The sequence below is a fragment of the Sporosarcina ureilytica genome, from assembly GCF_001753205.1.
GTDB classification, from domain to species: domain Bacteria; phylum Bacillota; class Bacilli; order Bacillales_A; family Planococcaceae; genus Sporosarcina; species Sporosarcina ureilytica.
On sequence record NZ_CP017560.1, the window covers coordinates 1,663,238 to 1,689,499 of the forward strand.

The following is a 26,262-nucleotide window of genomic DNA, read 5'->3' on the forward strand; positions in this document are numbered from 1 at the left end:
TAGATTGTCCACTTAGGTCAAGCGAAGGTATGGAATGTAATAAAAATAAGGAGTTGAGAACGAATGGGGAATAGGAGACTAGAAAATCAAGTAGCGATTATTACCGGTGGAGCAAATGGAATCGGAAAAGCGACGGTTAAACGGTTTTTAGAAGAAGGCGCAAAAGTAGCAATTGGCGATTTTGATGAAAAGGCTGGCGCCAATCTCGTAAACGAGTTAAATTCGGAGGATACTTTCTTTGTGCAAGTAGATGTGAGCAATAAGGAAAATGTTCAGCAGATGGTTGAAAAGGTGATTGATCAGTTCGGAACAGTAGATATTTTAGTTAACAACGCGGGAATTACAAGAGATGCAACGCTGACAAAAATGACTGAAGCAAATTTCCAAGAGGTATTAAACATAAATTTAAATGGCGTTTTCAATTGTGCGCAAGAAGTCGCTGCACATATGATTAAAAAAGGTAAAGGGAAAATCATTAATACTTCATCCGTAAGCGGTATTTATGGAAATTTTGGTCAAACGAATTATGCAGCTGCAAAAGCGGCAGTTGTTGGCATGACAAAAACTTGGGCAAAGGAATTAGGGCGGAAAGGAATAAATGTGAATGCTGTCGCACCAGGTTTCACGCTCACTGCGATGGTTGAATCCATGCCTGAAAACGTTCTTGAAAAGATGAAAGCCATGGTCCCTCTACAAAGATTAGGAACACCTGAAGACATTGCAAATGCTTATTTGTTTTTAGCTTCTGACGAGGCATCGTATGTTCATGGCCATGTACTGCATGTAGACGGAGCAATCACAATGTGAATCTATAGTTATAGATTGAAAGGCTCATTCTTCAAGTCAAGAATGGGCTTTTTTATAACGCAGAAAAGGTTTTAAAAGGTATGAGTAAAAAATGTTTGTGGGGGTAAATAAGAGTAAATAAAAATCCATGATACAATTAATCATGCTTCAATCGGACGCTTTTTGTGAACACGACTTTTGTCACTCACACAACGAAGAGTATGATTTGTAATATTTCCGCATGTTTTTGTAGAAATTTAGCGGTGAGACCTGTACACAGTGCAAACATGACAATTCAACATTCTGTATAAGTATTAAAGGGGACTACTCATAAATGTTGTTTTAGTAAAATTTTATTCAAACTTTATGCAGATTTAGTCTTTTTTCTCAGTAGTGTTTTCACAGGAACTCTTTCCGAGTAGTTAATTCAACCTAAAGTGATGTTGACAAAAAGGTCCTTTGAGCCTATATTAATTGAAAGGAAAAATTGAAAGGGGAACATATTCGTGTTTTTTGGTAGAAGTAAACATAGAAAATTACTGGCTTATTTAGAGGAAGAAAAGAAAACATATCCAGAAATATTTGAAAACTCCCCTGATATTTTTCTTTTTGTTATTGATTTAAAAGGGACTATCGTTAACATACGTGGAGGCGAGTCACTTTTAGATGGTATTGAACCTGCAGAAATAATCGGGAAAAAATTTAAAGATTTTATTTTTGAAGAGGATAAGGAAAAAGTGAATGGTTACTTCAAAGAAGTGTTCAGTGGGATTACGAAGTATGTTGAATACAGAACGCTTGGGTTTAATGGGGAAGTGCTATATGTAGACAATACCTTAGTACCGATTGTCATTGAAAACAATGAAGTAATTGGTCTTTATGGATTAGCCCGTAATATATCAGTGACCAAAGAACTAGAGTTTGGAATCCAAGAAACTTCATGTAAACTGGAATCTTTGTTTCATCACTCGCATGAGGTAATTTCGATCCTAGACGAGGAGGGAAGGGTAAGCTTTCATAGCTCGTCAATCGAAAGGTTATTCGGATATACACCTGGAGAAATTATCGGGATCAATTACCTTGATTTCGTCCATCATGAGGACCAGGGAATAGCGGAAAGAAAATTCAACGAAATTCTTCTTCGGCCAAAGATTCCATATACGGTTGAACTTCGTTTGAAGCATAAAAATGGCGAATTCCATGATTATGAAGTGATCTATTCGAATCAGCTTGATAATCCCGGTGTGAATGGAATTGTTTGTAACTTCCATAACATTACCCAACTTAAAAAAATGCAACGAGAAATACAATATATGGCTAATCATGATCTTTTGACAGGTTTACCGAACCGCCGTTATTTCAACGAGAGGTTAGAACTAGAAGTCCGATTAGCGAATAGTGAAGAGAGAAAGTTCGCTGTTTTATTTCTAAATTTGGATGGATTTAAGTTTTTGAATGATTCGAAAGGACATGCTATAGGGGACCTTTTATTAATAGAAATCGCCAGAAAGTTAAAAAATAAACTAACCAATAAAATAGAATTGATTGCAAGAATTGGCGGAGATGAATTTGCCATTTTGACAACGAAAGTTCAGGATACTTTTTTTGTTGAACAAATTGCAAAAGAAGTACTCGAAGTTTTTGACCACCCATTTGAAATTAAAGAATATCAACTATATCTTACATCAAGTTTAGGGGTAAGTATTTATCCAGACTCTGGAGAAGACGCTAGTTCCCTTATGACAAATACAAATCTTGCATTACATCTAGCCGAAAAATCGGGAAATAATACTTTTCAAATTTACTCGCCTACAGCGAATATTGGTACATATAAAGTATTTTCATTACGCAATGATCTGAAACACGCACTTTACAACAATCAATTCCAACTTTACTATCAGCCGATTTATCATACAGGAACGAACCAGATTGAAAGTGTAGAAGCGTTAATCAGGTGGGACCATCCTGATTGGGGAATTGTTTCGCCAAATGAATTTATTCATCATGCAGAAGAGTCGGGGGTTATTCACGAACTTGGAAAATGGGTTTTACAGACCGTTTGTACTAATTTACGCATATGGCATGAGGCTGGATTTTTCGTGAAGGCATCTGTGAATTTGTCACTCGTTCAATTTTTGCGAAAAGGATTAGTGGAAATGATTCAAAGTACTTTACGGGAGAACGAAATTGACCCTAAATGGCTGACAATTGAAATCACCGAGAGTACGATGATTGAACAGGAAGTTAGAGTGTTGGATAAGGTTAGAAGAATACGGGAGATGGGTATCGAAATCTCACTAGATGATTTTGGTACAGGTTATGCCTCATTTAAGAAGATAAAGGATTTAAAACCAGATATATTAAAGTTGGATAAATCTTTAATAGATGGCATTGAATCAGATATTGAAAGCACTGAGATTACGACAGCGATTATCCGACTTGCACATAGACTCTCCATTAGAGTTGTAGCTGAAGGCGTTGAAACAAAAGAACAGCATGCATTTCTAGAAAAGCTAGATTGTGATTGGGTGCAAGGTTATTTATTTAGTAGGCCTGTTCCCGCAAAGGATATTCAAAGGTTATTACACGGGGAACGGATTTCTGAACAAAATCCTATGCCACAAACAGAGAGAAGAAAGTTTTTTAGAATTGATTTCCAATATCCATTAGAAGCGAATATGACCATATCTGAATGGAAAGGGAAAAAAGTTTCATTAGGAAATACTAAAATTTTAATTGAAAATATTGGCCCAGGCGGCTTGCGCTTCCTATCGAAAATTAAACTCCCTTCTAACACAGATTGCGTATTAAGGTTTCAACTAAAGGTTCTTGAGGAGACCCTAGATATTTACGGCAAAATTATTCATGACTCAGAACAAGGAGATATTTACCGTTATGGTGTCCAGCTTATCGTTGATGAGCCGACAAGAGAATACTTAATAAAGCATTTCAATCAATTTCAGCTACTATTAAAAAAGAATCCGATATTACCAAATCATACTTTTATAACTAAAGAAATACAAGCTTATTTCAATAAGTTGTAAGCTTCAGTGAATAAACCAATGATGTCATCCCACCATATCGATATTTGGTGGGATTAATTAATTCAAATAAAACTTATTTTGTTTAAGAACGTATCTAAATATAGCTGAACTGGGGGAAGGTACTACATTCACTCTGATTCACATACACTGATTAGGAATTAAATTGAGAGAGAGGTGCCCGCTTGAGAAGAGGTTACGATTTCGATTGTTATCAACCTTTTATAAGTCCCAATCCAATCACACCATCTAATCCTGTGAGTTGTTATCCAACGATTGATGAAACCGCATATTTAAGTCCATTTTCGAGTGTGATCGGTAATGTGTGCATTCAAGATAATGTTTTTATTGCGCCGAATGTAAGTGTTCGTGCAGATGAAGGAACCCCTTTTTACATTGGCTCGAATGTGAATCTTCAAGATGGTGTAATTCTTCATGGGTTATTAGACAAACGCTTTACAGTTGAAGGAGGAAGTTATTCAATCTACCTTGGAAACGATGTAACAATTGCCCATGGCGCGCTGATCCATGGTCCTGTTTATATTGGAAGTCATGTCTTTGTTGGGTTTAAAGCGATTGTCTATAATGCAATTGTTGAAGAAGGGGCTTTTATTGCAAACAATGCGGTCGTGACAAATGGTGTGCACATTGCATCGGATCGATTCGTACCGCCTGGCGCCCATATTGACACACAGGAAAAGGCCGATGCACTGTCATTCGTGCCAAAAGATAGCGAAGAATTTGCTGTTGAAGTGCAGCGTGTAAATCAAGAGTTTCCTGCATCTTATCATTTATTATTAGGGGAGAATCGTTGTTCTTGTGGAATGGCGTATAGCTAGTTGGTTTTTGGGTCTCCAAATGTTTCTTTGACGAAATATGATGTTAACGATATAATAAAAGTAACTAAATAGTAAACTCTTTTCTTATTAAGAGAGACGGAGGGAATTGGCCCAACGAAGTCTCAGCAACCTGCCAGCCGGTAAGGTGCTACATCCAACAGGGGAACCTGAATGATGAGGAGAAATTTTGCAAATGCACTCTTCTCTTAATCGGGAAGAGTTTTTATTTGGAAAAATTTCAGGAGGGGTACAATGACTAAGTTAGAACAGCTTAATGCAGAACAGAAGAAATGGATGGAGAAAAAGGTGACTGGGTCGGCGTCTGCCATCGCAAGACACCACAAAATAGCGCAGTCGCAGAAGGAAATTGATTACTATGAACTTGGAGACACGATTTCACGGGCAGCTATCCAAGTCAAGTTGGCTGAGATTGGGGAAATCCAGGGAGAGATTAAACGTTTGACAGCAGTTGTGGAAGAAAAAAGACGTACATTAATCACGCATGTGTTTGGAGAACAAACGATCATTTAAGGTTCAAGCACCTAAGCGTTCGTTTTATCACGAGTATTCATTCGGAACTGTACAGTATGACGCCCGCCAAATTACAAAAGCCTACTTCCAAAGTAGGCTTTTAACTTTATGCTTATCTCAAAATCTTCTCCATCATTTTACCCTTTGCTAGCTCATCGATGAGTTTATCTAAATAACGAATTTCTTGCATTAATGGTTCTTCGATATTTTCCACTCGGACACCGCAAACAACACCTTTGATCAATGCACGCGAAGGATTGAGTTGGGGGGCTTCCGCAAAGAATGTCTCAAAGTCTATCTTTTTTTCGATTTGTGCTTCTAACTCTTCTTGGGTATATCCTGTCAACCAACGGATAATTTCATCGACTTCTGATTTTGTACGTTCTTTTCTCTCTGCTTTCGTAACGTAATGGGGATAGACACTTGCAAAACTCATCGTATAGATTTTATGTTTTGTCATGATACACACTCCTTTAAAATTGCTTACTTATGGATAATTAATTTATATAGTATGAATAACGAGTATAACATTTACTGATGCATATGTATGGGTTTGTAGTAGTTCAACCATCCAAGGGGGATTTTTTATCTCCTACAAATGCTTATGTTAACAAAAAGGAAATGGAGATGTTGGAAATGCAAAGAAATTGGAAGTCGTTATTGAACGGCTATGGATTTGAAATTAAGTACGTGATGGAACGGTTTGATTTATGCAATCTGACTAAAGAACAAGTTTCGGAGGTTTTTTACAATATTGTATGCCGCAGTTGTTCAATTTAATCCACGTTGACAAACGTGTGTTCTGTGGGTTAATATATATTCGTGGGTAATAATGATTGGTGGTTACTGCAGTTTGGGGATCATTATAGCATTTTTAAAATAAGTTGGAACGAAGGAGCTGTTGAATGATGTCAATTAGTTTGAACCCGTATTTGATTTTTGACGGTAACACGAAGGAAGCAGTCCATTTTTATGAGAAAGCGCTTGGTGGGAAAGTGATGGGGATCATGACGTTCGGAGATATGCCCGCGGATCCGAATTATCCGTTACTGGAAGAGATGAAGGATCGTGTGATGCATGCACATTTAAAAGTTGGCGACGTGGATCTTATGTTCTCTGATACGCACCCAGGTATGCCATTTCAGCAAGGTAATATGATCCAGCTTGCTATCCACCCAAAAGAAGAGGCGAGAGCTAGAGAGATTTTTGATGCTTTAGCAGACGGTGGAGAAGCAATTATGCCTCTTCAAAAGACGGATTGGAGTCCTTTGTATGGACAAGTAAAGGACAAGTTCGGTGTTACTTTCCAAGTGAATGTACCAGAAGAACAACAATAATCAATAACGTTTAAAAAGCTCAGATTGAATACTGAGCTTTTTTCTTGTTGCTAAAAATTGAATACAGGAACGATTTGACAATATGCTGTAGCCTTTATTAAATATTTGAAAGAATTGTTCCACTACAGCATGCGTTTGACTTTTGTTTACAATTCATTTGGGACGCTCAATTGTTGTAAAAAAACCGAATCCATGGTGGTTGTACAAATAACAGGATTGTCCGCGGCGCACACGCTAATTCCTCCGACAGTTGGTTCAATTGCGGCTGTGCAAATATCCTACGAGGACATTGTGTACCTGTTTGTTTTTTTATTTTTTATATTGGATTAAAATCTTATATTGAATCAATTCATTACTAATCTTTCAGTGAAAAACTGTCTAGTTTTCTGTAAAGGGTATTGCGACCAATTCCAAGAATACGTGCTGATTCGGCAACATTTCCGCCTGTTTTATTCATAGTATCCAAAATCACTTTACGCTCCGTGTCCCGCAGTCAAGAGCCGGTCGTCTCTCGTTTTTGAAAATCCGACAAAATATAATTTGGAAAAGATTGTAAATCAATCGTATCGCCTACAGATAAAAAGGCGGCTTCACGTATTGCACTACTCATTTGACGAACATTCCCAGGCCATGAATATTCTTTAATGAATTGTTCCGCAACAGGGGAGAAGGTAAGTGAGTGTCTATGAATCTCCCCCTCAATGTTAGATAATAAGTTATAGGCAAATTGTAAGCGGTCTTCACGTTTTCGAAGTGGGGGCAGTACGATAGATATGCCTTGTAAACGGTAATATAAATCGGCGCGAAAACTGCCTTCTTGCACTTTTTCCCAAAGGTCGGTATGTGTGGCAGTAATGAGTCGTACATCCACTTGAACAGACTTTACGCCACCGATTCTTTTCACTTTAAAATCTTGAAGGACCCGTAATAATGTGATTTGTATATCCATTGGCAGTTCGGCAATTTCGTCTAGGAAAAGGGTGCCTCCATGTGCCTGCTCGAACACGCCGGGTTGTCCTGATTGCTTTGCTCCTGTATATGCCCCAGCTTCATAGCCAAATAATTCACTTTCAGCCAGGCTTTTGGTAATGCCACCACAGTTGAGAGCGACGAATGGTTTTGTTGAACGTGTACTTGCTTGATGAATGGCTTGGCTAACCATTTCTTTTCCAGTACCGCTTTCCCCAGTAATTACAATTGTATAATCTGTTGTAGCGGCTTTTTTCGCTGTAGAAAGTGCAGACATAAGTGTTTTATCCACTCCATAAATATCATTAAACGAATAGGAAGACTTGCTTTTCTTATCTGTTTTCAACTGTTTTGTAGCGGTTTTTATTTCTGTATAAAATTTCACAGGACGAGAATCATGGACAATTGAAGCGAAAAAACATTTTTCTTCAGTATCTTTTGTGTACAGACGAATCAAAGAAGAGTTGGTCTTCCTTGTTCCAGACAGCAACTCATCTGTGTTTGAGAACAATTCTTCTAAGTAAATCGGAGTGACTAAAAAGTTATCCATCCGACATAGGCGATGTGCTTCACGATTCATCCCAATAACTTGTCCGTGTAAATCGACTGCAAATAAAGCTTCATAGTTTTTTTGTGATTCTGGATAAAGAGAAATGACTAGTTGTGGCTTTGGTTGACGGACTAGCATCCAGTTCTCTATATTGCGAGCAATATTATCGACCATACCAAGCATTGCAGGATGATAGACGCTAAAATGTCCACTTATATTCAACACAGCATCTAGTTCTCCGCTGGGATTAAAAATAGGGGAGCCAGCACAAAATAGCGTACGATGGGATGGTAAATAATGCTCGTTACCAATGACAGCCAACGGTTTTTGCTCAATGGAAATCGTGCCCGCTGAATTCGTACCTCTCATTTGCTCGGACCAACAAGCTCCGTTTTGTAAATTATTTTTTTCTGCATCATCTAGAAATGTAAGATTACCTACGCTATTGAGTACATAACCTGAGGAGTTAGAAATGACAACAATTGTGTTAGATGACTTTAGAGAATATGCCAAGCTTTCAATTGTCGGGTGCATGCTATTCAATAAATCCCTTTTTTTCTCTTGTTGAAGTTTAAGTTCATATTCTTGGAGCATAGCTTCTTGCGCTTTAGCCAAATTAGCACCGTGTTTTTTGCTTCGCTCCCAAGATTTTGTGAAGTCATTATTTACCAAAACTGTATCCATTCTTGAACCTCCCTCACAAAACTAACAGTAAATTCTAAATACATTAATAGTTTATCATGATTTGGAGGTACAATCAATTGCGTTAGATTGGGACGAATTGGTCCATTTTCGAACAAAGCATCAAAGATGGGGCCGCGAAATAATAGTGTTTGTACTTGGCATGAATGTTGCATCTGTACTTAGGGTGTAAGATGAATCCAAAAAAATGAGGAGGATAAGCATGTCAAAAACATTAATTGCAGAAAAGGCGGTACAGTTAGATGGTCGCGTAGAGGATTTTTTACGTGGAGGTCCCAAGAAGCTATTTATTGGTGGAGAGTTTGTCGAGTCTATCTCTGGGAAAACATTTGAAACAGTGAATCCGGCAACTGGAAAAGTGATTACCTCCGTTTATGAGGCAGATAAAGAGGATGTAAACAGAGCAGTGGAAGCAGCGGAAAAAGCCTTTTACGGGGAATGGCGAAAGGTAACGCCGAGTGAACGAGGAAAGATGATGTGGAGATTGGCTGATTTATTGGAGGAGCATTTAGAACCTTTAGCGCAGTTAGAAGCATTGGATAATGGGAAACCAATTAGCCATGCGCGTGCGGCTGATTTACCACTCTCCATTGACCATTTTCGTTACTATGCAGGCTGGGCCACTAAAATATCTGGTGAAGTAATTGATAGTTCTACCGGAAAGGATATGTTGGCGTATACACGCAGAGAGCCAGTTGGTGTTGTTGGACAAATTATTCCGTGGAACTTTCCAATTCTGATGTTGGCATGGAAAATGGGGGCGGCACTTGCTACCGGCAATGTAATTATTTTCAAAAGCGCAGAACAAACACCGCTATCGGCGCTTTATTTAGCAGATTTGGTAAAGCAAGCTGGATTTCCAGATGGTGTTGTGAACATGCTGAGTGGATATGGCGAAACTGCCGGAAACGCGATGGTTCAGCATCCGAGAATCAGAAAGATTGCATTTACCGGTTCGACCGAAGTAGGGAAATTAATCCAACAGCAATCTACAGGCAATTTGAAAAGACTTTCGTTAGAATTGGGTGGAAAATCGCCGAATATTATTTTTTCAGATGCTGATTTATCGAAAGCAATTCCCGGGGCAATGATGGGGATTTTCTTCAACCAAGGTCAAGCATGTTCTGCAGGGTCACGGCTCTATGTTCATAAAAAAGTGTACGACAAAGTGATGGCTGAAATAGTGAGCCGTACTTCCAAGATGAGGCAAGGGATTGGGTTGGACGAGTTAACAGAAATTGGTCCACTTGTTTCTGAGGAGCAATTCAAACGTGTAACTCGTTATTTAGAAGCAGGACATCAAGCGGGAGCTGAAGCCCTTATTGGCGGACAGCCCCTGGATCGTTCGGGCTATTTCATACCACCCACAATTTTTGCGGATGTAAACAATGAAATGTCGATTACACAAGAAGAAATTTTCGGACCTGTTTTATCAGCGATGCCATTTGACGATGAAGACGATTTAACTGATATTATCCGCCAAGCAAATGATACTGAATACGGTCTTGCGGCGGGTATCTGGACGACAGATGTTCGAAAGGCTCATAAAGTTGCACATGCAATTGAAGCTGGGACTGTATGGGTAAATGATTATAATGCTTTAGATGCGGCGATTCCGTTTGGGGGCTATAAGCAATCCGGTTATGGCCGTGAAATGGGTTCGTATGCACTAGATTTATATACACAGGTAAAATCGGTTTGGGTGAATCTTGAATAATTATTGATTGCTTAATAAAAACCAACAAAAATAGTGACCGTCTCCCTAAAAAAGGTGGGCGGTCATTTTTGGGTTTGATATTATTACAATGAGCAACGAATTTCATTGTATGTCCTGGGAAAAAAACATCTAAATTAAAACCCCTTAACCCGTTTAGGGGTCAAGGGGGAAGGTCTAGTGACATGCAAAGTACTTATTAAACTAATGTCTTTTGCTTCTGCTCAGCTAGTTTATCTAAATGATCCAACGCATAATCCAGTGCATCAATTGCTTTATCAATATCTTCTTTAGAAATGTCTAAGGATGTACCTATACGTAAAGTGTTAGGTACAAAACCGCCAATTAATACGCCTTTTTCAAGTGCTTTTGCATTGATAATATTAATTGGGAATGTGCTTGGATCTGCCTCATGAGTTGTGTTCCGATCTAGTTTTATAAAAGGAGTATTTTTTGCATCCTTAACTAGCTCTACCATCCAAAGGACTCCAGCACCATTGACAGGTCCTACAGTCGGGTGTTTGTCCTGCAGCTCCAATAATCTCTTTTTAAAATATTTGCCTGTTTCCTTTGCTTTTGCAACTAAGTTTTCTTCAATCATATATTCAATATTTGCACATACAGCAGCCATTGCGATAGGGTGACCCGAATAAGTAGAGACCGTTTCCCAACGGAATTGGTCCATAAATTCGGCGATTTCTTTATTAACTACTACGGCACCGGCCGGAATTGTTGAACTGGAGAGTCCTTTCGCCATTGTGACAATATCTGGCTCCACTCCGTAGTGCTGGTAATTAAACCATTCTCCTGTACGTCCAAATCCTGTTAAAACCTCATCGACAATCCAGAGAATATCAAGTTCTTTTGTCATCTTGCGGATTTGTGGAATATATTCTTTTGGTGGGTGAATCGAGCCCGCCCCTTGTGTAATTTCGGTAACCATTGCAGCTACTTGTTCTGGACCTTGGTTTTCAATCATCCGCCTCGTATAGGTTACACAGGCTAGCTCCCCAGTCTCATCGTGACATGACCCATATTTATGGCTAAGCGGGCAGCGCAAGCAGTTAGGAGAAGGGGCTACTGCAACCACTCCATCTTGCTGTCCCGGAACGTGTCTTTGCTCTGTATTTGGATCGGTCTCTGTAATCCCGCTTCGAGTTCCTTTTACTCGTGTCAGTGAGGAGGCGCCTCTTGTCCAACCATGGTAAGCGTGTTCTCTTGTAATTACATTTGGTCGATTTTTAAAGAGTCGCGCAATGAAGAGTGCTGTCTCGTTTGCTTCACTTCCAGTTGAAACAAATCTGATTTTTCCTGGCCAGCTTTCCTCTCCAAGAATATCCTCCATAATCAGTTTTGCCGCTTTTGCCTTATAGTCCGAAGTATAGGCATCCCAGACAAATCCATATCGATCAAGTGCATCTTTGATTGCATCATTAATTTTTTTGTTTTTCTGTCCAGTATTTACGCAATACAATTGGTTAAATAAATCCAATAAGCGTGTTCCGTCCGGCATAATGAGGTAATCACCTTCAGTGGACTCAATTGGGACTGTTTGGTATTCATCCTGTGTAGCAAATGTCCTTAGTATATATTTATTATCCCATTCTTCAACCTTTTTCCAATCAATATTCGTCATTATTATGTCCCCCTTTAAGTTAACTGCGATAAAAACTTACTCAAGACAAAAAAATTCTGCGAATAATCCTGTAGAAAAATAATGGTACGCTACAAAAGTATTCCTACCTTATTATGGAAATGTCGGACTTCTAAACTGAACCAGCAACTTTATCAATATCGCTCTTAATTTATTTAAATGGTAGCCTCCTTTATTTTGTTATTCATATAATTCTTTGAAACTACCGGCACCTCTTTTATTGCGCCGCTATTAAATTATTGATGCAATAAGCATGCCAATTAGTAATCCCTCTTTGTTGCACGATTACTGTCATAAGAGGTGTATGGTTTTGGAGCATCGATGTTCATTTTTAGAACATAGGCTATTAAAGCGGGCAACCAACTACTGTATACCACATTTCATCCGTACTCTTGCAAGAGCGCGGAATTTTGAATGTTCATTGTTCCTTTGTTATAAAACCCTCCACCTATAGTGGTAATTTATGATGATTGTTCTATTTCCAGTGGAACATAACAGATTGTATAAACTTAACCGATTCTCTTGCATTCAATAGACAGAATAATTAGAGTGTACGTATACTCAAAGTGTCTAATTACTAAAATAGTTAGGGCCCGGAAGAGTGCAGCGATATTTTGGTGTAGAAGAAAAAGATTACTGCAAATGCCTGCGTAATCACTTAGTGTAGTTGCTGGATTAGCAGTGCTTGAAGTATGTATAAATTTGCTAACCTTAGGACACTTCAAATCAGAAAGGATGATAAAGTGCCCAAAATAATAGATGAAATCATTTTAAGAGGTCTTAAAGAAAATAATTTAAAAAATATAGATATAAACATACCGAAAGAAAAAATCATCGTATTTACGGGGCTTTCCGGCTCAGGAAAAAGTTCCGTAGTTTTTGATACATTGGCAACTGAAAGCAGAAGACAAATGACGATGAACTATCCGCACTATGTTAGAAATCAAATGCCCAGATACGAAAGACCCCATGCTGATTTGATGCAAAATTTAAGCCCAGTTGTCGTTGTAGAGCAAAGACAAGTCGGCGGCAATTCCCGCTCAACAGTTGGCACCTATATGGATATCCATCCATTAATTAGACTTTTATTCTCCCGGATTGGCACGCCGCCTATCGCGTCGGCCACCGATTTTTCGAGCCAAAGTTCATTCGGCAAATGTCCAGCATGTAGTGGGTTTGGGAAGGTCATTGCGCCGGATTTAAATAAAATGGTCGATGTCGATAAGTCACTTCGGGCGTATGCAGTGAAGTTTAAGCCGCTATCGCCTTCAGGTTGGCAAGGCAGGTGGATGATGACTGGTGGATTATTTGATCCTGATAAACCGATTAAGGACTATTCAGAAGAAAAACGTCACCTATTATTATATGGTCCCCCGGAAGGCGAAAGCGTCTTCGCACCGTTTCACACAAAAAATGGTCCACAAGATCATGAGTGGGATGGGTTATTGCCAAGATTTACACGCCTATATATTAATAGAGACATCTCAAAACTCAAACAAGTTTCTCAAGAAGACGTTTTAGCCGTATCCACCCAAAGCGATTGCCAAAACTGCCTAGGTTCAGGTCTAAGCCCTGAAGTTTTAGCATGTAGAATAAATGGCTTCAATATCGCTGAATACGATCAATTGGAATTGACAGAATTTCTTGAGGAACTCAATAGGATACATGATCCTTTAGGGGCGTCTATCGCACAACAAGCCATTGCACCTATTCAACAACTCGTTGAATTAGGATTAGGCTATTTAAGTCTGTCTAGGAAAATGGGCACGCTATCCGGCGGTGAAGCGCAAAGGGTGAAAATTGCGCGTCATTTGGGGAGTAGTCTTAATAACATCACATACATTTTCGATGAACCGAGTGCAGGACTTCATCCAGAAGAAGTGGATAGGTTAATTCAGCTATTAAAAAGTATAAAAGAATATCATAATACCGTCATCGTTATCGAACATGATCTATCCGTCATAAAAGCGGCGGATGAAATTATAGAGATGGGCCCGGGGGCAGGTGTAAGCGGAGGAGAAATTGTTTACCAAGGAAAATTAGAAGGGCTGGATAATTCTAAAGCGGCAACGAGAGTAAACCAACAGCTAACCATCAACAAACGCCCAAGAGATCGTAAAAGTTATTTTACGATCAAAAGAGCATGTCATAATAACTTGAAAAACATAAGCGTAAAGATTCCGCAACATGCACTTGTTTCCATATGCGGCGTTTCAGGCTCTGGTAAAAGTTCCTTAATGATGGAGGCCTTTCCAGAAAATTATCCAGAAACGATCTTAGTAGGACAAGGCAGTATAGGCATCTCTAGTCGCTCGACGATTGCGACATATATGGGCATCATGGATGATATTCGCGCAATCCTTGCAAAAGAAACAGGACAACCCGCGGGTTTATTCACCTTTAACTCATTGGGGGCATGCCCTATGTGCAAAGGAAAAGGCGTCACAACCCCAGACGTAGCGTTTGCAGATCCAGTGACAGTATTATGTGAAGCGTGTCACGGAATGAGGTATTCAGACGAGGCATTGTTATACCGGTATCAAGATAAAAATATAGCGGAGATTTTAGGTTTAACAATAGACGAGGCGATAAACTATTTTAAAGTACCAAGAATCCTAAACAGAGTGAATACGCTGCTAGACGTAGGATTAGGATATCTAACGCTAGGGCAGACGACGAGTTCTTTAAGTGGGGGTGAGGTCCAGCGTCTCAAACTTGCGAGTCATTTACAAAAAAAGGGGCAAATCTATCTGTTGGACGAACCATCTTTAGGATTGCACAAAAAAGATAATGGAAAACTTTTGGATGTATTTCAAAATCTTGTCAACAAGGGAAACTCTGTTATCATCATCGAACACAATCTAGATTTTATCGCGGCGAGCGATTGGGTAATCGAATTAGGTCCAGGCGGAGGAAAACAAGGTGGGCAGATTTTATTTGAAGGGACGCCGGAAGAGATGTTGACTGCAGAAACGTTGACATCGAAATGGTTAAAGAATGGAATTGCTGAACAGTTAACATGAAGTGTGATTTCATTTAGTGCGAAAATTTGTTAAAGTGGTAATAGTCATTTCTATTTATCGACATTTTTAGAAAAAGACTCTAGCGTTGGAAATGGCAAATCGTTAATCTAAGGGGGATTTCAAATGGCAACAGATCGTTATCAAAAAGGTTTGGATAAATTAATGGAACTTACAATACCAGACAGTGACAATCCAACTGGCCATATGGATATTGGTGAGGGATTTAAAGATATTGCGCCTGACTTAAGCAAATATGTTGTTGAATTTGCTTTTGGAGACATTTATGCGCGTCCAGGACTTGATAACAAACAAAAAGTACTTACAACCATTTCAGCCCTTGTCGCACAGGGAACACCGCAGATTGAGATGCATGTAAAAACGGGGCTGGCAGTAGGGTTAACACCAGAAGAAATTGTCGGTTGTATTATGCATCTCATCCCGTATACAGGATTTCCGCGTGCCCTAAATGCATTAAAAGCCGCTCAAAAAGTGTTTGAAGAACGCGGTGTATCTGTTACAACATCTGCTAATTAAATTAGGTTCTTTATTCGAAAAAAGAAATGGTACTAATCGACAGTTTTTATGTGATTAGGGCCATTTTTTTGTTCTTTATAATTCTCATTTAATGAAAAAATGGTATTATACAATAAACAAATAACTCTTGTCAATCATAAAATTTGCGATATTTCAAAATATGTGATAATATATAGTTATAACAATTATTGAGACAGTATTCGATCATCGTGCGCAATTTCTTACGACAGAATTTGAGTGCGATTTTTTGAATTTGTTAACGTATTTTCGTTGCATTCGGTCAAAAATTTTAAATAAGGAGAGTGGGTTAGTGAATTTAATTAATGAAGAAATAACTCATAAAGTATTTGGTGAGGGAAATATCGTGGGTCATGAGGAATCTGTTATCACCGTTGATTTTAATGAGAAAATTAAAAAATTCGTTTATCCTGATGCTTTTGGAGAGTTTATTACACTTAATGACCGAAGTGTTGCGAAATCTTTGGAGAAAATCTTTTTGAAAAGGGAAAAGAAAGAAGAGGCTCTTTTAAGGAAACGCAAAGAAGAACAAGAGCGACTGGCGCTTGAACAGCAACTAAGAGATAAGCTAAAGAACAATAGAATTCATGAAAGTTCGCAAATTGTTTTCTGGTTGGATGTAGAAGAACAACAACATGTATTTACCGACTGGCAAGTAAGTACTGGCACGATTCAAAGTGGAGTAAATAAAGGCCAGCCAAACAGAGCAGCTCGTTTGCGTCCGAACAGCGCAGGTCTATTGACTGTAAGGGGGGCAGAACAACGAGAAACAGAAAGACAGATTCTCGGTCTTTACATGGTAAATGAAGCGTACTCCGGCAATCTTAGCGAAGACGGAATGGTCCCATCCCATGCAGAATTTAGAATCCAGCTCTCGGATCAAGAAGCGGAGGAAATGCTTTTCTGGAATTACTATATCAATCAGAACCATCCACATCGAACTTCATGGAATTCTGGTAAATATCGTTATTTCGATAATGTCTGGACTGCCCAAATTTTAAAAGATATTATTGCGTTAAGAACAGATGAAGAACAAATCAAAGAAGCTCAAAGGTTTTTGGAATATTTCTGTCAAATGAATGCGCTTGACATGAATAATATCCCAGAGGCGAACGGGGCATTAAAGCAATCATAATCAGACCAACCCGTTCATATGACCTGAAATGAATTGCATAAAATAAATATAGTAATCCTGCCAAAAATATGTTTGGTAGGATTATTTTTAATTATTGATTCAAGAAATGAAGTCGTCACAAGGTCTTACTATTTTGATGATTGTCATCAAAATGTCAAATGTAAGCGCTTTATTTTTGGAGGAATTGTGAAAATATGCACATTGTCCTTTTTTCTGTTATAAAACAGCGTATACTAAAGGCAGCAATGAAAAGTAACTAACAAAGGAGAATGTCAAATGTGGGTAGTCACAGTATTTGAGCAACAATCCTTCAGAATTTTTGAATATACAAATCAAAATGAAGCGAAAAAAGCGTTAGCATCATTTTCAAAAAACGCACGTCTTTCTTATGTAGCTTAATCTATTCACTCCTTTCCTGATTCCAATGGGGAAGGAGTTTTTCGTTATGCCTGGACATGAAATAGTTCTTTGGCGTCTACTATTTGCATGCGAATCGTGCACTATACATAGCAATCGCCAAAGTCGGACTTGCATTCTTCATTGAAAAGAAGTATAGTCATAGTAATTAAACATTTCTCTTATTTCATAACTTTGAAGTAAGGATAGAGGCGCAGAAACCATTAGTACACAATCTGAGGATAATGAGGTCCAATGATGATTGTGGAAAGGGGGATTTGCCGAAGTGGAGAGAAACTCATATTTCTCAAAGCTGGTTCTGGGTTGAATAAGTCCAGGATTGTCATATAGGAAACTATATGGAGGGCTATCTTTTTGCAAAGAAATAATTTATTATTTCAACTGCAACAACGAACCCTCGTTGTTGCTTTTTGTGTTTAATCACAAATCGCCCTACTCCCTCTGTTTATTTTCCAAAAATAAATGATAGGACGTGGAGTTAATGAATTTTGGACAAATTGTAACAGCTATGGTGACACCATTTGATGCACAGGGAGAAATTGATTTTCCCGCGACGAGAAACTTGATTGAGTATTTAATTGCCAATGGATCGGATAGTTTAGTGATTTCAGGGACTACTGGAGAATCTCCGACATTGACAGATGAAGAAAAGGTCGAACTATTTAAGTTTACGGTAGAAGTGGTTAATGGACGGGTGCCGGTGATTGCAGGAACAGGTTCGAATAACACAAGAGCGTCAATCGAACTGACGATTCGTGCGGAAGCGGCAGGCGTCGATGCAATTATGCTTGTGGCACCCTACTATAATAAACCATGTCAAGAAGGATTATATGAACATTTCAAGACAATAGCAGCGTCGACTACTTTACCGGTTATGCTGTATAACATTCCAGGACGCAGTGCCGTCAATATGGAAGTAGAAACGACTGTTCGACTTGCAAAAATTTCTAATATCGTTGCCATTAAAGAGGCAAGTGCTGATTTAGATGCGATGGCTAAAATTATCGAACAAACGCCTGACCATTTTTCATTGTATAGCGGAGATGACAGTTTAACGCTTCCCGTTTTAGCAATTGGGGGAGCGGGTGTCGTATCCGTGTCGTCCCATATCTTAGGGAATGACATGCAGGCCATGATCGCAAACTTTAAAGACGGTGATGTGCAACAAGCGGCTAAAGTTCATCGCAGCATGCTGCCAATTATGAATGCAATGTTTGCAACGCCAAATCCAACTTCGGTTAAAGCGGCATTGAATGCAAGAGCAGTTCCTGTCGGTGGCGTTCGTCTGCCAATGGTCCCGTTGAATGAAGAACAACTTCGTACATTGGAAGAAGTATTAAATGCTTATGATGGATTATTCGTCTAAAACGAGTGTCTATAAGATAAACTAAGCTCAAGACATATCGAATCATACACATATGCCAGTCACGCAAATTTCTGTGACTGGCATATTTATAACTATCATTTTCATCTTCTTTTTCGCGCCCAGCTAAATCTTGCTTTAGTTTTTAAAAGAGCTTTTTGTGGTAGGGGACTTAGCGCACTTTGAATTGAGCAACTTTACTATGATATTGTTCAGGCGTTCCAGTGTGTAAGTTTAAAGGAGGAGACCACCTAGTATAAATCAACCATATATATATTTGTATGAACAAAAAGAGGAAGATGAGAAAATAACATTTTCTCATCTTCCTCTTTTATATCAAATTTATTCGAGGGACTCGAGTAGTTCTAATCGGACCAAACCATCAATGTCAGCGCTTTTCGCATAGCCAGCCTCTTCACTGATTGTGGCCATTTCTTGAATAACTTGTTCATTCACCAATGTTGTCACTTGTAGTCGACTAAAGGCAACTTCTACTTCTTCCTTGTCAATCTCTTTTCCTGTTAATTCTTTAATATGATGAATGACAAGTTCTTGGCTTTCTTCTGGATGTTGTTCAATAAATTCAACGGCTTTCATATGCGCTGTTAAATAAGCTTTCGCCAGCTCTTCGTTTTCTAGAAAACCTTCTCTAGCAACCACGACAGTATTTGTTGAATCTTTCCCCCAAGCAAATGACTCCCAATCCAGTAGCAAATTACCGTCTGCCTGTGATTCTAAAATATATCCCCACGGTTCTTGGGTTGCAGTTGCATCGACTGATTCTTGAATGAATAGTGTTGCTGTGTCGGCGGGGGCTGCCGCAAATAGTTCGACTGTTCCACCATTTGTCGTCGGTTTTAAATCGACCTCTTGGAGTGCTTTTCTTAACATAACATCTTGCGTACTGCCTATCACTGGAATGGCAACTTTTTTGCCGTCTAAATCTTTTAGTGATGATATATTACTATGATCACTTGTAACGAGTACGGCACCGCCATTTACCGCGCCAGAAATAATATGGTATCTCGGATCTTTCACATAGATGTTCAGAAGTGGTCCCGGTCCAACTGTACCTACGTCAATCGATTTAGTTGCCATCGCTTCCATAAATAATCCGCCATTACTCACTGTTTTTGTTTTAATTTCAATGTCATCGCTAAAAGCTTCCTTGAAATAACCGTTTTCCAATGCGACAATCGTTGTAATATGCGTTAAGTTTGGAAAGTACCCGATGTTCACTTCTTTAATGTCGGCTTCGCCTTCATTTCCACATGCCGCTAAAATACTGAGCAAAAATATTGTTATCAGCATAAGTACTGGTGATTTTCTTCTCATATAAATCGCTCCTCTAATTTTGCCTAATTTTTAATGCTTTTAGCTAATAAAATAAACCCTAACTAACTCCCCATTTCTTCTGGACGTTGCGTTCTAGTCGTAAAAAGACGACGTTATCCATAATCGTACCGATGACTCCGATAATAATCATGACGGAAATGACCAAATCCATTTGTCCCAAAGATCTGCCTGTCTCAAGTAGTTGCCCTAAGCCATTTCCAGCGCCGAGTAATTCTCCTGCCATCAATGCTCGCCATGAAAATGCCCATGCAATTCGTAACCCCGAAATGAGTTGGGGAACAGAGGAGGGGAGGATAACGGTTCGCAAAAAGTGAAATCCGTTTGACCCAAATGTTTTGCCTACTCGTTGGTAAAGCGTCGGAACATTTTTAAAACCGCTCGTCGCGTTAATGGTCATCGTCCAAGTTGCCCCGATGGTCACGATAAATAAAATCGCAATATCATTCAAACCAAACCAAATAATTGCAAGTGGGAACCAAACAATACTTGGAATAGACTGCAGGGCAGTTACGAGGAACCCAAGTGTATCTTCCACCAACTTATATCGCCAAATTAAATAGCCTAATAGCAGACCAAGTATGATTGCAATCGAAAATCCAAGGAGGAGCCGACCTAAACTGCTCGTAATTGCGGAAATCATTTGTCCGCTAATCAAACCAGACAGTAATGTTTGAATGACTTGGGTAAAACTAGGAAACATAAAAGGGGGTAAATCTGATAATCTAGATGTGACTTCCCATATCCCCGCTAGCATCGCGATGAAGATCACGCGTCTTAAAACTGTAGTCATCGCCCATTTCCTCCTTTACAACTTTCTCAATTTCATCTTCCAAAGCTGTTAAAATTTGTTTCTCTAATTGAAGCGTAATATCATTCGGCGTAATGCCATCTTTCGTTGTTTCCACTTTAAAAGTTGCTTTGATTTTTCCTGGGCGTGTTTCAAAAACTATGATTTTTTCCGATAAAAGAACAGCTTCCCGAATATTATGGGTAATAAAGAAAATCGTCACTTTTGTCTTTTTCCAAATTTCCAGAAGTTCATTATGTAAAACCATTCTCGTTTGTTCATCCAAAGCAGCAAACGGCTCATCCATTAATAAAATATCCGGTTCCATGATAAGTGCACGTGCAATGGATGCACGTTGTTTCATGCCGCCTGATAATTGGTGCGGATAGGCATCCGCATAATTGCTTAAATGAACCATCTTCAACATCTTACGCGCTTTATCTTCAGCTTCTTTTTTGGTAATTTTCTTCAAACGCAATCCATAGGTAACATTATCTAAAATCGTTAGCCATGGAAATAATCCGTCTTCTTGAAAGACCACTACTCGGTCTGGCCCCGCGCCTGTTACTTTCTTTCCGGCAATCAGAATTTCTCCTGCGTCTGGTTGTTCAAGCCCTGCGATTAAATATAGTAATGTTGATTTCCCGCAGCCAGAGGGGCCCACAATGGACACGAATTGGCCTTGCTCAACTTCTAAATCAATGGTATCTAACACTTTCACTTGCCCATTTTCTTTATGAGGAAAACTTTTTTCAATCCCATCAATCTTCAAGTACATATTGAATTTCCTCCTTCATTCATAAATCCTATTAAATCAATATGAATAAATGTATTAACTATAATCTACTATACTACTCGGAATTGTCAACTATGTACAGATGAAAAAACCTTTCACCTACTCTCATAGGCAAAAGGTTGAATTTTAAAATTGAAATAAGTCGCTCGATAAATAACGTTCACCTGAATCGGGTGCGATACAGACGACTGTATCATTTGGTGTTAAACGCTTGGCAACCTCTAGTGCTGCAAAAACCGATGCACCCCCTGAAGGTCCGAGTAGGATACCTTCATTAGCGGCCAATTGTCTCACGATATGATAGGCTTCATCATCTTCTATTTTGAAAATTTCATCATACACATTTGTATTGAGTACATGCGGAATGAAACCTGGACTTGTTCCAACAAGCTTATGTTTTCCAGGTTTGCCGCCGGACAACACCGGGGATCCAGCAGGCTCGGCCACATGAACAGTAATTGAAGGATCATACTCTTTGAGTGCTTCTCCCGTTCCTGTCACGGTTCCACCTGTTCCGGCAGTACAAACAAAAGCAGTAAGTTTTCTGTCAATCGCTGCCATTGCATCAATGATTTCAACGGCAGTCGTTGTCCGATGAATAGTAGGATTCGCCTCATTATCAAATTGCATCGGAATAAAACTGTTTTCAATCGTGGAGGCGAGTTCGTTCGCTTTAGCGATTGCGCCCGGCATCCTCTCTTCACTCGGCGTAAGAACAACTTCTGCACCGTACGCTTTTAATAGATTAATGCGCTCAGCAGTTGCGTTATCGGGCATAACCATAATTGCCCGATAACCTTTAGCGGCAGCATTCATGGCAAGTCCGATACCAGTATTTCCAGACGTCGGTTCAATAATCGTTGCACCAACTTGTAATTGTCCGCTTGCCTCCGCCGCTACAATCATATTATAAGCAGCGCGGTCTTTGACACTTCGGCTAGGGTTGAAAAACTCAAGCTTCACATAGACTGCCGCTCCATTTTTCGGAGATAATGACTGCAGCTTTACAAGTGGCGTATTTCCAATCAGGTCGGCAATATTATTAACAACTCGCATAGTAATCTTCCTCTCTAATAATTCTCTGCTTCGTATTTATCATAACAAATTAATCTATATTAATCCTACTTATTTACAAGGGATTAAAGAAACCATAACTGCACAAATACTTTGAAAAGGATTTACAAGAGCTTGACATTCGTATTTTGGTGTTGTATTATTCAGATTAATAAAATATTGTATTTTCTTATCAAGAGAGGTTGAGGGACTGGCCCAATGAAACCTCGGCAACAGACATTATCGTACTGTGCCAATTCCAGCAAGCGTAAAGCTTGAAAGATAAGGAGAGAAATGAACTTTTATGTTGACACCTCTTCTTTAATAATAGGAAGGGGTGTTATTTTTTGTGTCTTACCTAGTACTAATATCGGAATAATAAAATTTAAAAAGAATAGGGAGGAATTTAAAATGACAAAAATCGAATTAGTTAAAGAAAAAATTGGTGGGATACACGCAATTCCTGAACTTGCACCGCAATGGAAGAAACTAAACCTCGCGGAAATTCTTAAAAGGAACGCAGCGTTTGTTTCTGTTAGCCAAAACAAATCACTTTATGAACCTTGGGGCGCACAAGGATTTGAGAATCATCGTGAAAGAGGAAATTTACCAGCAACAATAGATGTAGTTCAAGCAGCACGGAAAGCAAGTAATTTCGTTTCATTCAGTTGGGTTGGCTATAGCGTCTTCAGGGAAGATTATCCGCAGACGATATTCGATAAAGTGCAGTATGAAACATGGGTTGAAAACCTTAATTTTACTGAAGAGCAAAAGGAAAAGGATAACGAGCTAGTGGATGAGTTGCAGGAATTAGTGGAACCTGGGGATTTACAATTCAATGAAATTGCTCTGCAAACCGCGTTTGTCGGAACACCTCTCCCGCTAGAGTTGGCGCGCAAGCAGGTCGAAGTCATTGTATTTACGGGGATTCATCTCGATTGGTGTATAGAAGGAAATGTTCGCTCTGCACGTGATCACGGTTATTTGCCAATTGTCATTGGTGATGCGACTGGGTGCAAATATCCAGAAGAAGAAGCGGCCGCGATGAGACGCATTAATAATTATTTCGCACCGGTGATTTCCGCTGAAACATTTGTAAATCTTTTGAAGCAGCCAGTTTAAGTGGAATCATTCAAAACAGATACTCACTAGTGAAGCGTGCTTATGCAGTAAACATTTACATTTTATTGAACAAACGTGAAGGTTAAAACAATCATAATCGTTCTATGAGAGGTACACTGAATCATTTAGTAATAAGTGGGGGAGCGGTGATAAAAAATAAACCATAGAAACTCCCTTAGGAGAATCTATGGTTTTATTTAGCTCAGTATTTAATCACGTGAGCCGCGAATATCTGTTTCTTTCATTTCTGTCGGATAAAACACGATGAAATTGCCGCGATTTAAAGCAGCAAGTTTTTTAGGCACATCTTCTAATTCAGGATTCCATGCCACAGTTCCTTTTCTAGCACTTAATAAAATGACCAGGTCCGTTGATTTAATATCGTTCAAGTCATTTTCATAAAGTGAATCCCAACTATCCTTTGAATGGAAGTCGATTTTAATATTAGGGCGCACACGTCCGGAAACTTTTTGATAGACATCTAAGTCATCGCGGAGGACAAGGCCTTTAATTGAGGTACTTAACTGGGAAGCGATGTCCTTAATAATAGAAATGGCATCTTCAAAACCCGGTTTATAAACAACATTATTCGGCAAAATTAAAATAATACGATCCATTGTATTGAGCGGTTGTCTGACTTTCGTAATCAGTGAACGCTGAAACGTATGTTCAAGGAAGTTATCAATTACTCTTCCATAAGTCTTATTGTTTTCTTCCGTGACACCATCCCAACCTGCGATAATCGTTGTAATTTGTTCTTCCGTAGAGGCACGTTCAATTCCCCAACCAACATTTTGGTCTACTCTTGTCAGGAGCTTAACAGGAACTTCTGCACCTGAGGCATACATGACAGCACTTTCTAGCATTTTTTCAGCTTGAGATACTTCATCGCTTGCCTCTTTTAAATCTTTTTGAACAACTGTTAGTGGATAGAGCGGTGCATCTGAATTCAACGCCTTTTTCAAAACAAATCCCATATCCATTAATGATTCCATTGTCTTCGGATTCGCAAGCGGGATTAAGATTCGTTCAGGAAGTGATTCGTCTGAACCGCCCTTATCCTGTGAAATAGCCAGTTTTTTAGCATATTTTTCAGAGAAGTAGGGACCTATAATACAAGTTACCAAGATAATCACAATTACAGCGTTTACGATTTGCTGGTCAATTAATCCAAGTCTAAACCCAACGAGTGTCGCTGCTAATGTTGCGGCTGCCTGTGATATAGATAGACCGAAAATCAGGTTTGTTTCCACTTTAGAATAACCGTATATTTTACCAGTAATCCAGCTGGAAATCACTTTACCGACAATTCCAGCAATTAAGATTAAGCCTGTTACCACTAATGCATCAGGATCAGAGAACAACACGCGTAGATCCATCAACATTCCAACAGATAATAAGAAAAACGGAATAAACATTGCATTCGCTGTAAATCGAATTCTATTCATTAATGGCCCATGGTCGTAAATGTAGCGGTTTAGCGCAAGACCGGCCAAGAATGCACCGATAATCGGTTCTAAACCTACAAATAATGAGATTGCCCCAGCTACGAATAGAACGGCCATGACAAAGTTAAACTCTAATGCTGCTTCATTTTTAGAGTGTTTAAAAAACCACTTTGTCAGATAAGGTGTAATGATGAGAATACCGGCAGCAAAAACAGCTGTTGAAATTAATAAATACATCCAGAATCCGAATGTTAAATTTCCTGCGGATGCGCCTGTTACGATAGCAAGCACAAGCATTGCTAAGCTGTCCGTTAATAAAGTTCCGCCAATTGCAGTTGTGACAGCTTTATTTTTAGTCACCCCGAAGGTACTTACAGCCGGATAACCGAGTAACGTATGCGATGAAAGAATCGTACCGAATAAAATAGCCGAAAGTACACCAAGATCAAGCCATAATCCTACGATAATTCCAAGGATAAAAGGAAATCCGAAAGAAAGTAATCCGAAAACAATACTTCGGTTCCGGTATTTCTTAAACCCATCAAAGTCCAATTCAAGACCCGCAATAAACATAATAAACAATAAACCAACTGTGCCAAGCAATTCAATAGTCGAATCGCGTGCTAGGATGCCTAACCCATTGGGGCCAACGATAATTCCAGCGATAATTGCGCCGATAATCGCTGGCATCCTTAATTTCTCCATCAATATAGGAAAGAACAAGAACATTAAAACGGCCAAACCAAATATAAGAACTGGTTCAGTCAGTGGGAAATTCATAATTAAACCAACCTCACTTTCATGTAACAATTACAATAACATTTGTTTTTTGATTTTCTTTTTATGAATAAACAATGTACTATATTTGATTTAAAAATTCTAGTCTAAAAAAGCAATTTAAATCGTTAGACAGTTTAGATAAAAAAGTAGGTTGGTGATGAAGCCTATTACTAGCGGATATTAAGCCGACTTTTAACTTTATAATGGTGCCGGGAAATCATTCTAGATATAAATTAAACGGGAATTATTGCCACTTTGGGAAGGAATGGGATCTGTACTTAAAGCACTTTTCTGCTAACAATATGGA

General features: G+C 39.0%; 21 protein-coding genes and 3 riboswitches. Of the genes, 12 read left to right on the top strand and 9 right to left on the bottom strand.

Features of this window, described 5'->3' with window-relative positions; all coding sequences use genetic code 11:
- Positions 1-63 precede the first annotated feature (63 nt).
- The 4 genes from fabG to BI350_RS08245 all read left to right on the top strand — a co-directional run bounded on the left by fabG (position 64) and on the right by BI350_RS08245 (position 5,197).
- Positions 64-807: a 3-oxoacyl-ACP reductase FabG gene (gene fabG, locus BI350_RS08230; protein ID WP_075527652.1), complete on the top strand. Its 744-nt coding sequence runs from the start codon at positions 64-66 to the stop codon at positions 805-807.
- Positions 808-1,292: 485 nt separating this feature from the next.
- Positions 1,293-3,830: an EAL domain-containing protein gene (locus tag BI350_RS08235; protein ID WP_075527653.1), complete on the top strand. Its 2,538-nt coding sequence runs from the start codon at positions 1,293-1,295 to the stop codon at positions 3,828-3,830.
- 182 nt (positions 3,831-4,012) lie between these two features.
- Positions 4,013-4,666 (top strand): LbetaH domain-containing protein, encoded by a 654-nt coding sequence (locus BI350_RS08240; protein WP_075527654.1) that lies wholly within the window; start codon positions 4,013-4,015, stop codon positions 4,664-4,666.
- 81 nt (positions 4,667-4,747) lie between these two features.
- A riboswitch (SAM riboswitch) is annotated at positions 4,748-4,847 on the top strand.
- A gap of 71 nt (positions 4,848-4,918) precedes the next feature.
- Positions 4,919-5,197 carry a hypothetical protein gene (locus BI350_RS08245; RefSeq protein ID WP_075527655.1) on the top strand — a complete coding sequence of 93 codons (279 nt, stop codon included), beginning with the start codon at positions 4,919-4,921 and terminating at the stop codon, positions 5,195-5,197.
- A 112-nt stretch (positions 5,198-5,309) separates the two neighbouring features.
- Here the strand turns inward: BI350_RS08245 and BI350_RS08250 are convergent, their stop codons facing one another.
- Positions 5,310-5,657 carry a DUF2200 domain-containing protein gene (locus tag BI350_RS08250; protein ID WP_075527656.1) on the bottom strand — a complete coding sequence of 116 codons (348 nt, stop codon included), beginning with the start codon at positions 5,655-5,657 and terminating at the stop codon, positions 5,310-5,312.
- A gap of 448 nt (positions 5,658-6,105) precedes the next feature.
- Here BI350_RS08250 and BI350_RS08255 point away from each other — a divergent pair, with 448 nt between their 5' ends.
- On the top strand, positions 6,106-6,534 hold the full coding sequence (locus tag BI350_RS08255; protein WP_075527657.1) for a VOC family protein: 429 nt from the start codon (positions 6,106-6,108) through the stop codon (positions 6,532-6,534).
- A gap of 355 nt (positions 6,535-6,889) precedes the next feature.
- Here BI350_RS08255 and BI350_RS17410 read toward each other — a convergent pair whose 3' ends face one another.
- Together BI350_RS17410 and BI350_RS08260 are read right to left on the bottom strand one after the other, a co-directional pair.
- Positions 6,890-6,991, bottom strand: a complete 102-nt coding sequence (locus BI350_RS17410) for a helix-turn-helix domain-containing protein (RefSeq protein ID WP_425423249.1) — start codon at positions 6,989-6,991, stop codon at positions 6,890-6,892.
- 36 nt (positions 6,992-7,027) lie between these two features.
- A complete protein-coding gene (locus tag BI350_RS08260; RefSeq protein WP_245698317.1) occupies positions 7,028-8,737 on the bottom strand; it encodes a sigma-54-dependent Fis family transcriptional regulator in 1,710 nt (569 codons plus the stop codon).
- Between the two features lie 235 nt (positions 8,738-8,972).
- Here BI350_RS08260 and BI350_RS08265 point away from each other — a divergent pair, with 235 nt between their 5' ends.
- Entirely contained in the window at positions 8,973-10,472 is a 1,500-nt protein-coding gene (locus BI350_RS08265; protein ID WP_168157282.1) for an aldehyde dehydrogenase family protein, read from the top strand.
- A gap of 196 nt (positions 10,473-10,668) precedes the next feature.
- On the opposite strand, the gene BI350_RS08270 is transcribed toward BI350_RS08265, so the two are convergent.
- Entirely contained in the window at positions 10,669-12,105 is a 1,437-nt protein-coding gene (locus BI350_RS08270; protein WP_075527659.1) for a class-III pyridoxal-phosphate-dependent aminotransferase, read from the bottom strand.
- A 761-nt stretch (positions 12,106-12,866) separates the two neighbouring features.
- On the opposite strand from BI350_RS08270, the gene BI350_RS08275 reads away from it, so the two are divergent.
- The 5 genes from BI350_RS08275 (at position 12,867) to dapA (ending at position 18,616) form a co-directional block, all read left to right on the top strand.
- Positions 12,867-15,146, top strand: a complete 2,280-nt coding sequence (locus tag BI350_RS08275) for an excinuclease ABC subunit UvrA (RefSeq protein WP_075527660.1) — start codon at positions 12,867-12,869, stop codon at positions 15,144-15,146.
- Between the two features lie 123 nt (positions 15,147-15,269).
- Positions 15,270-15,680 carry a carboxymuconolactone decarboxylase family protein gene (locus tag BI350_RS08280; RefSeq protein WP_075527661.1) on the top strand — a complete coding sequence of 137 codons (411 nt, stop codon included), beginning with the start codon at positions 15,270-15,272 and terminating at the stop codon, positions 15,678-15,680.
- A 310-nt stretch (positions 15,681-15,990) separates the two neighbouring features.
- A complete protein-coding gene (locus BI350_RS08285; protein WP_075527662.1) occupies positions 15,991-16,833 on the top strand; it encodes a malate synthase in 843 nt (280 codons plus the stop codon).
- Between the two features lie 276 nt (positions 16,834-17,109).
- Entirely contained in the window at positions 17,110-17,232 is a 123-nt protein-coding gene (locus BI350_RS17295; RefSeq protein ID WP_281181737.1) for a hypothetical protein, read from the top strand.
- A gap of 196 nt (positions 17,233-17,428) precedes the next feature.
- Positions 17,429-17,607: riboswitch (Lysine riboswitch) on the top strand.
- A 124-nt stretch (positions 17,608-17,731) separates the two neighbouring features.
- The gene (gene dapA, locus BI350_RS08290) at positions 17,732-18,616 is read left to right on the top strand and encodes a 4-hydroxy-tetrahydrodipicolinate synthase (RefSeq protein ID WP_075527663.1); all 885 of its coding nucleotides are present in this window, start codon (positions 17,732-17,734) and stop codon (positions 18,614-18,616) included.
- Between the two features lie 339 nt (positions 18,617-18,955).
- Here dapA and BI350_RS08295 read toward each other — a convergent pair whose 3' ends face one another.
- From BI350_RS08295 to cysK, 4 genes are all read right to left on the bottom strand, one after another.
- Positions 18,956-19,924, bottom strand: a complete 969-nt coding sequence (locus tag BI350_RS08295) for an ABC transporter substrate-binding protein (protein WP_425423250.1) — start codon at positions 19,922-19,924, stop codon at positions 18,956-18,958.
- An 82-nt stretch (positions 19,925-20,006) separates the two neighbouring features.
- Positions 20,007-20,759, bottom strand: coding sequence for an ABC transporter permease (locus BI350_RS08300; protein WP_075527665.1), 753 nt, complete (start codon positions 20,757-20,759; stop codon positions 20,007-20,009).
- The gene (locus BI350_RS08305) at positions 20,692-21,534 is read right to left on the bottom strand and encodes an ABC transporter ATP-binding protein (RefSeq protein WP_075527666.1); all 843 of its coding nucleotides are present in this window, start codon (positions 21,532-21,534) and stop codon (positions 20,692-20,694) included. The genes BI350_RS08300 and BI350_RS08305 overlap by 68 nt, the downstream gene beginning before the upstream one ends.
- A 144-nt stretch (positions 21,535-21,678) precedes the next feature.
- On the bottom strand, positions 21,679-22,608 hold the full coding sequence (gene cysK / locus BI350_RS08310) for a cysteine synthase A (protein WP_075527667.1): 930 nt from the start codon (positions 22,606-22,608) through the stop codon (positions 21,679-21,681).
- Between the two features lie 184 nt (positions 22,609-22,792).
- Positions 22,793-22,894, top strand: a riboswitch (SAM riboswitch).
- A 122-nt stretch (positions 22,895-23,016) separates the two neighbouring features.
- Here cysK and BI350_RS08315 point away from each other — a divergent pair.
- On the top strand, positions 23,017-23,727 hold the full coding sequence (locus BI350_RS08315; RefSeq protein WP_075527668.1) for a cysteine hydrolase family protein: 711 nt from the start codon (positions 23,017-23,019) through the stop codon (positions 23,725-23,727).
- A gap of 209 nt (positions 23,728-23,936) precedes the next feature.
- Here the strand turns inward: BI350_RS08315 and BI350_RS08320 are convergent, their stop codons facing one another.
- Positions 23,937-25,955, bottom strand: coding sequence for a cation:proton antiporter (locus BI350_RS08320; RefSeq protein ID WP_075527669.1), 2,019 nt, complete (start codon positions 25,953-25,955; stop codon positions 23,937-23,939).
- Between the last annotated feature and the right edge of the window lie 307 nt (positions 25,956-26,262).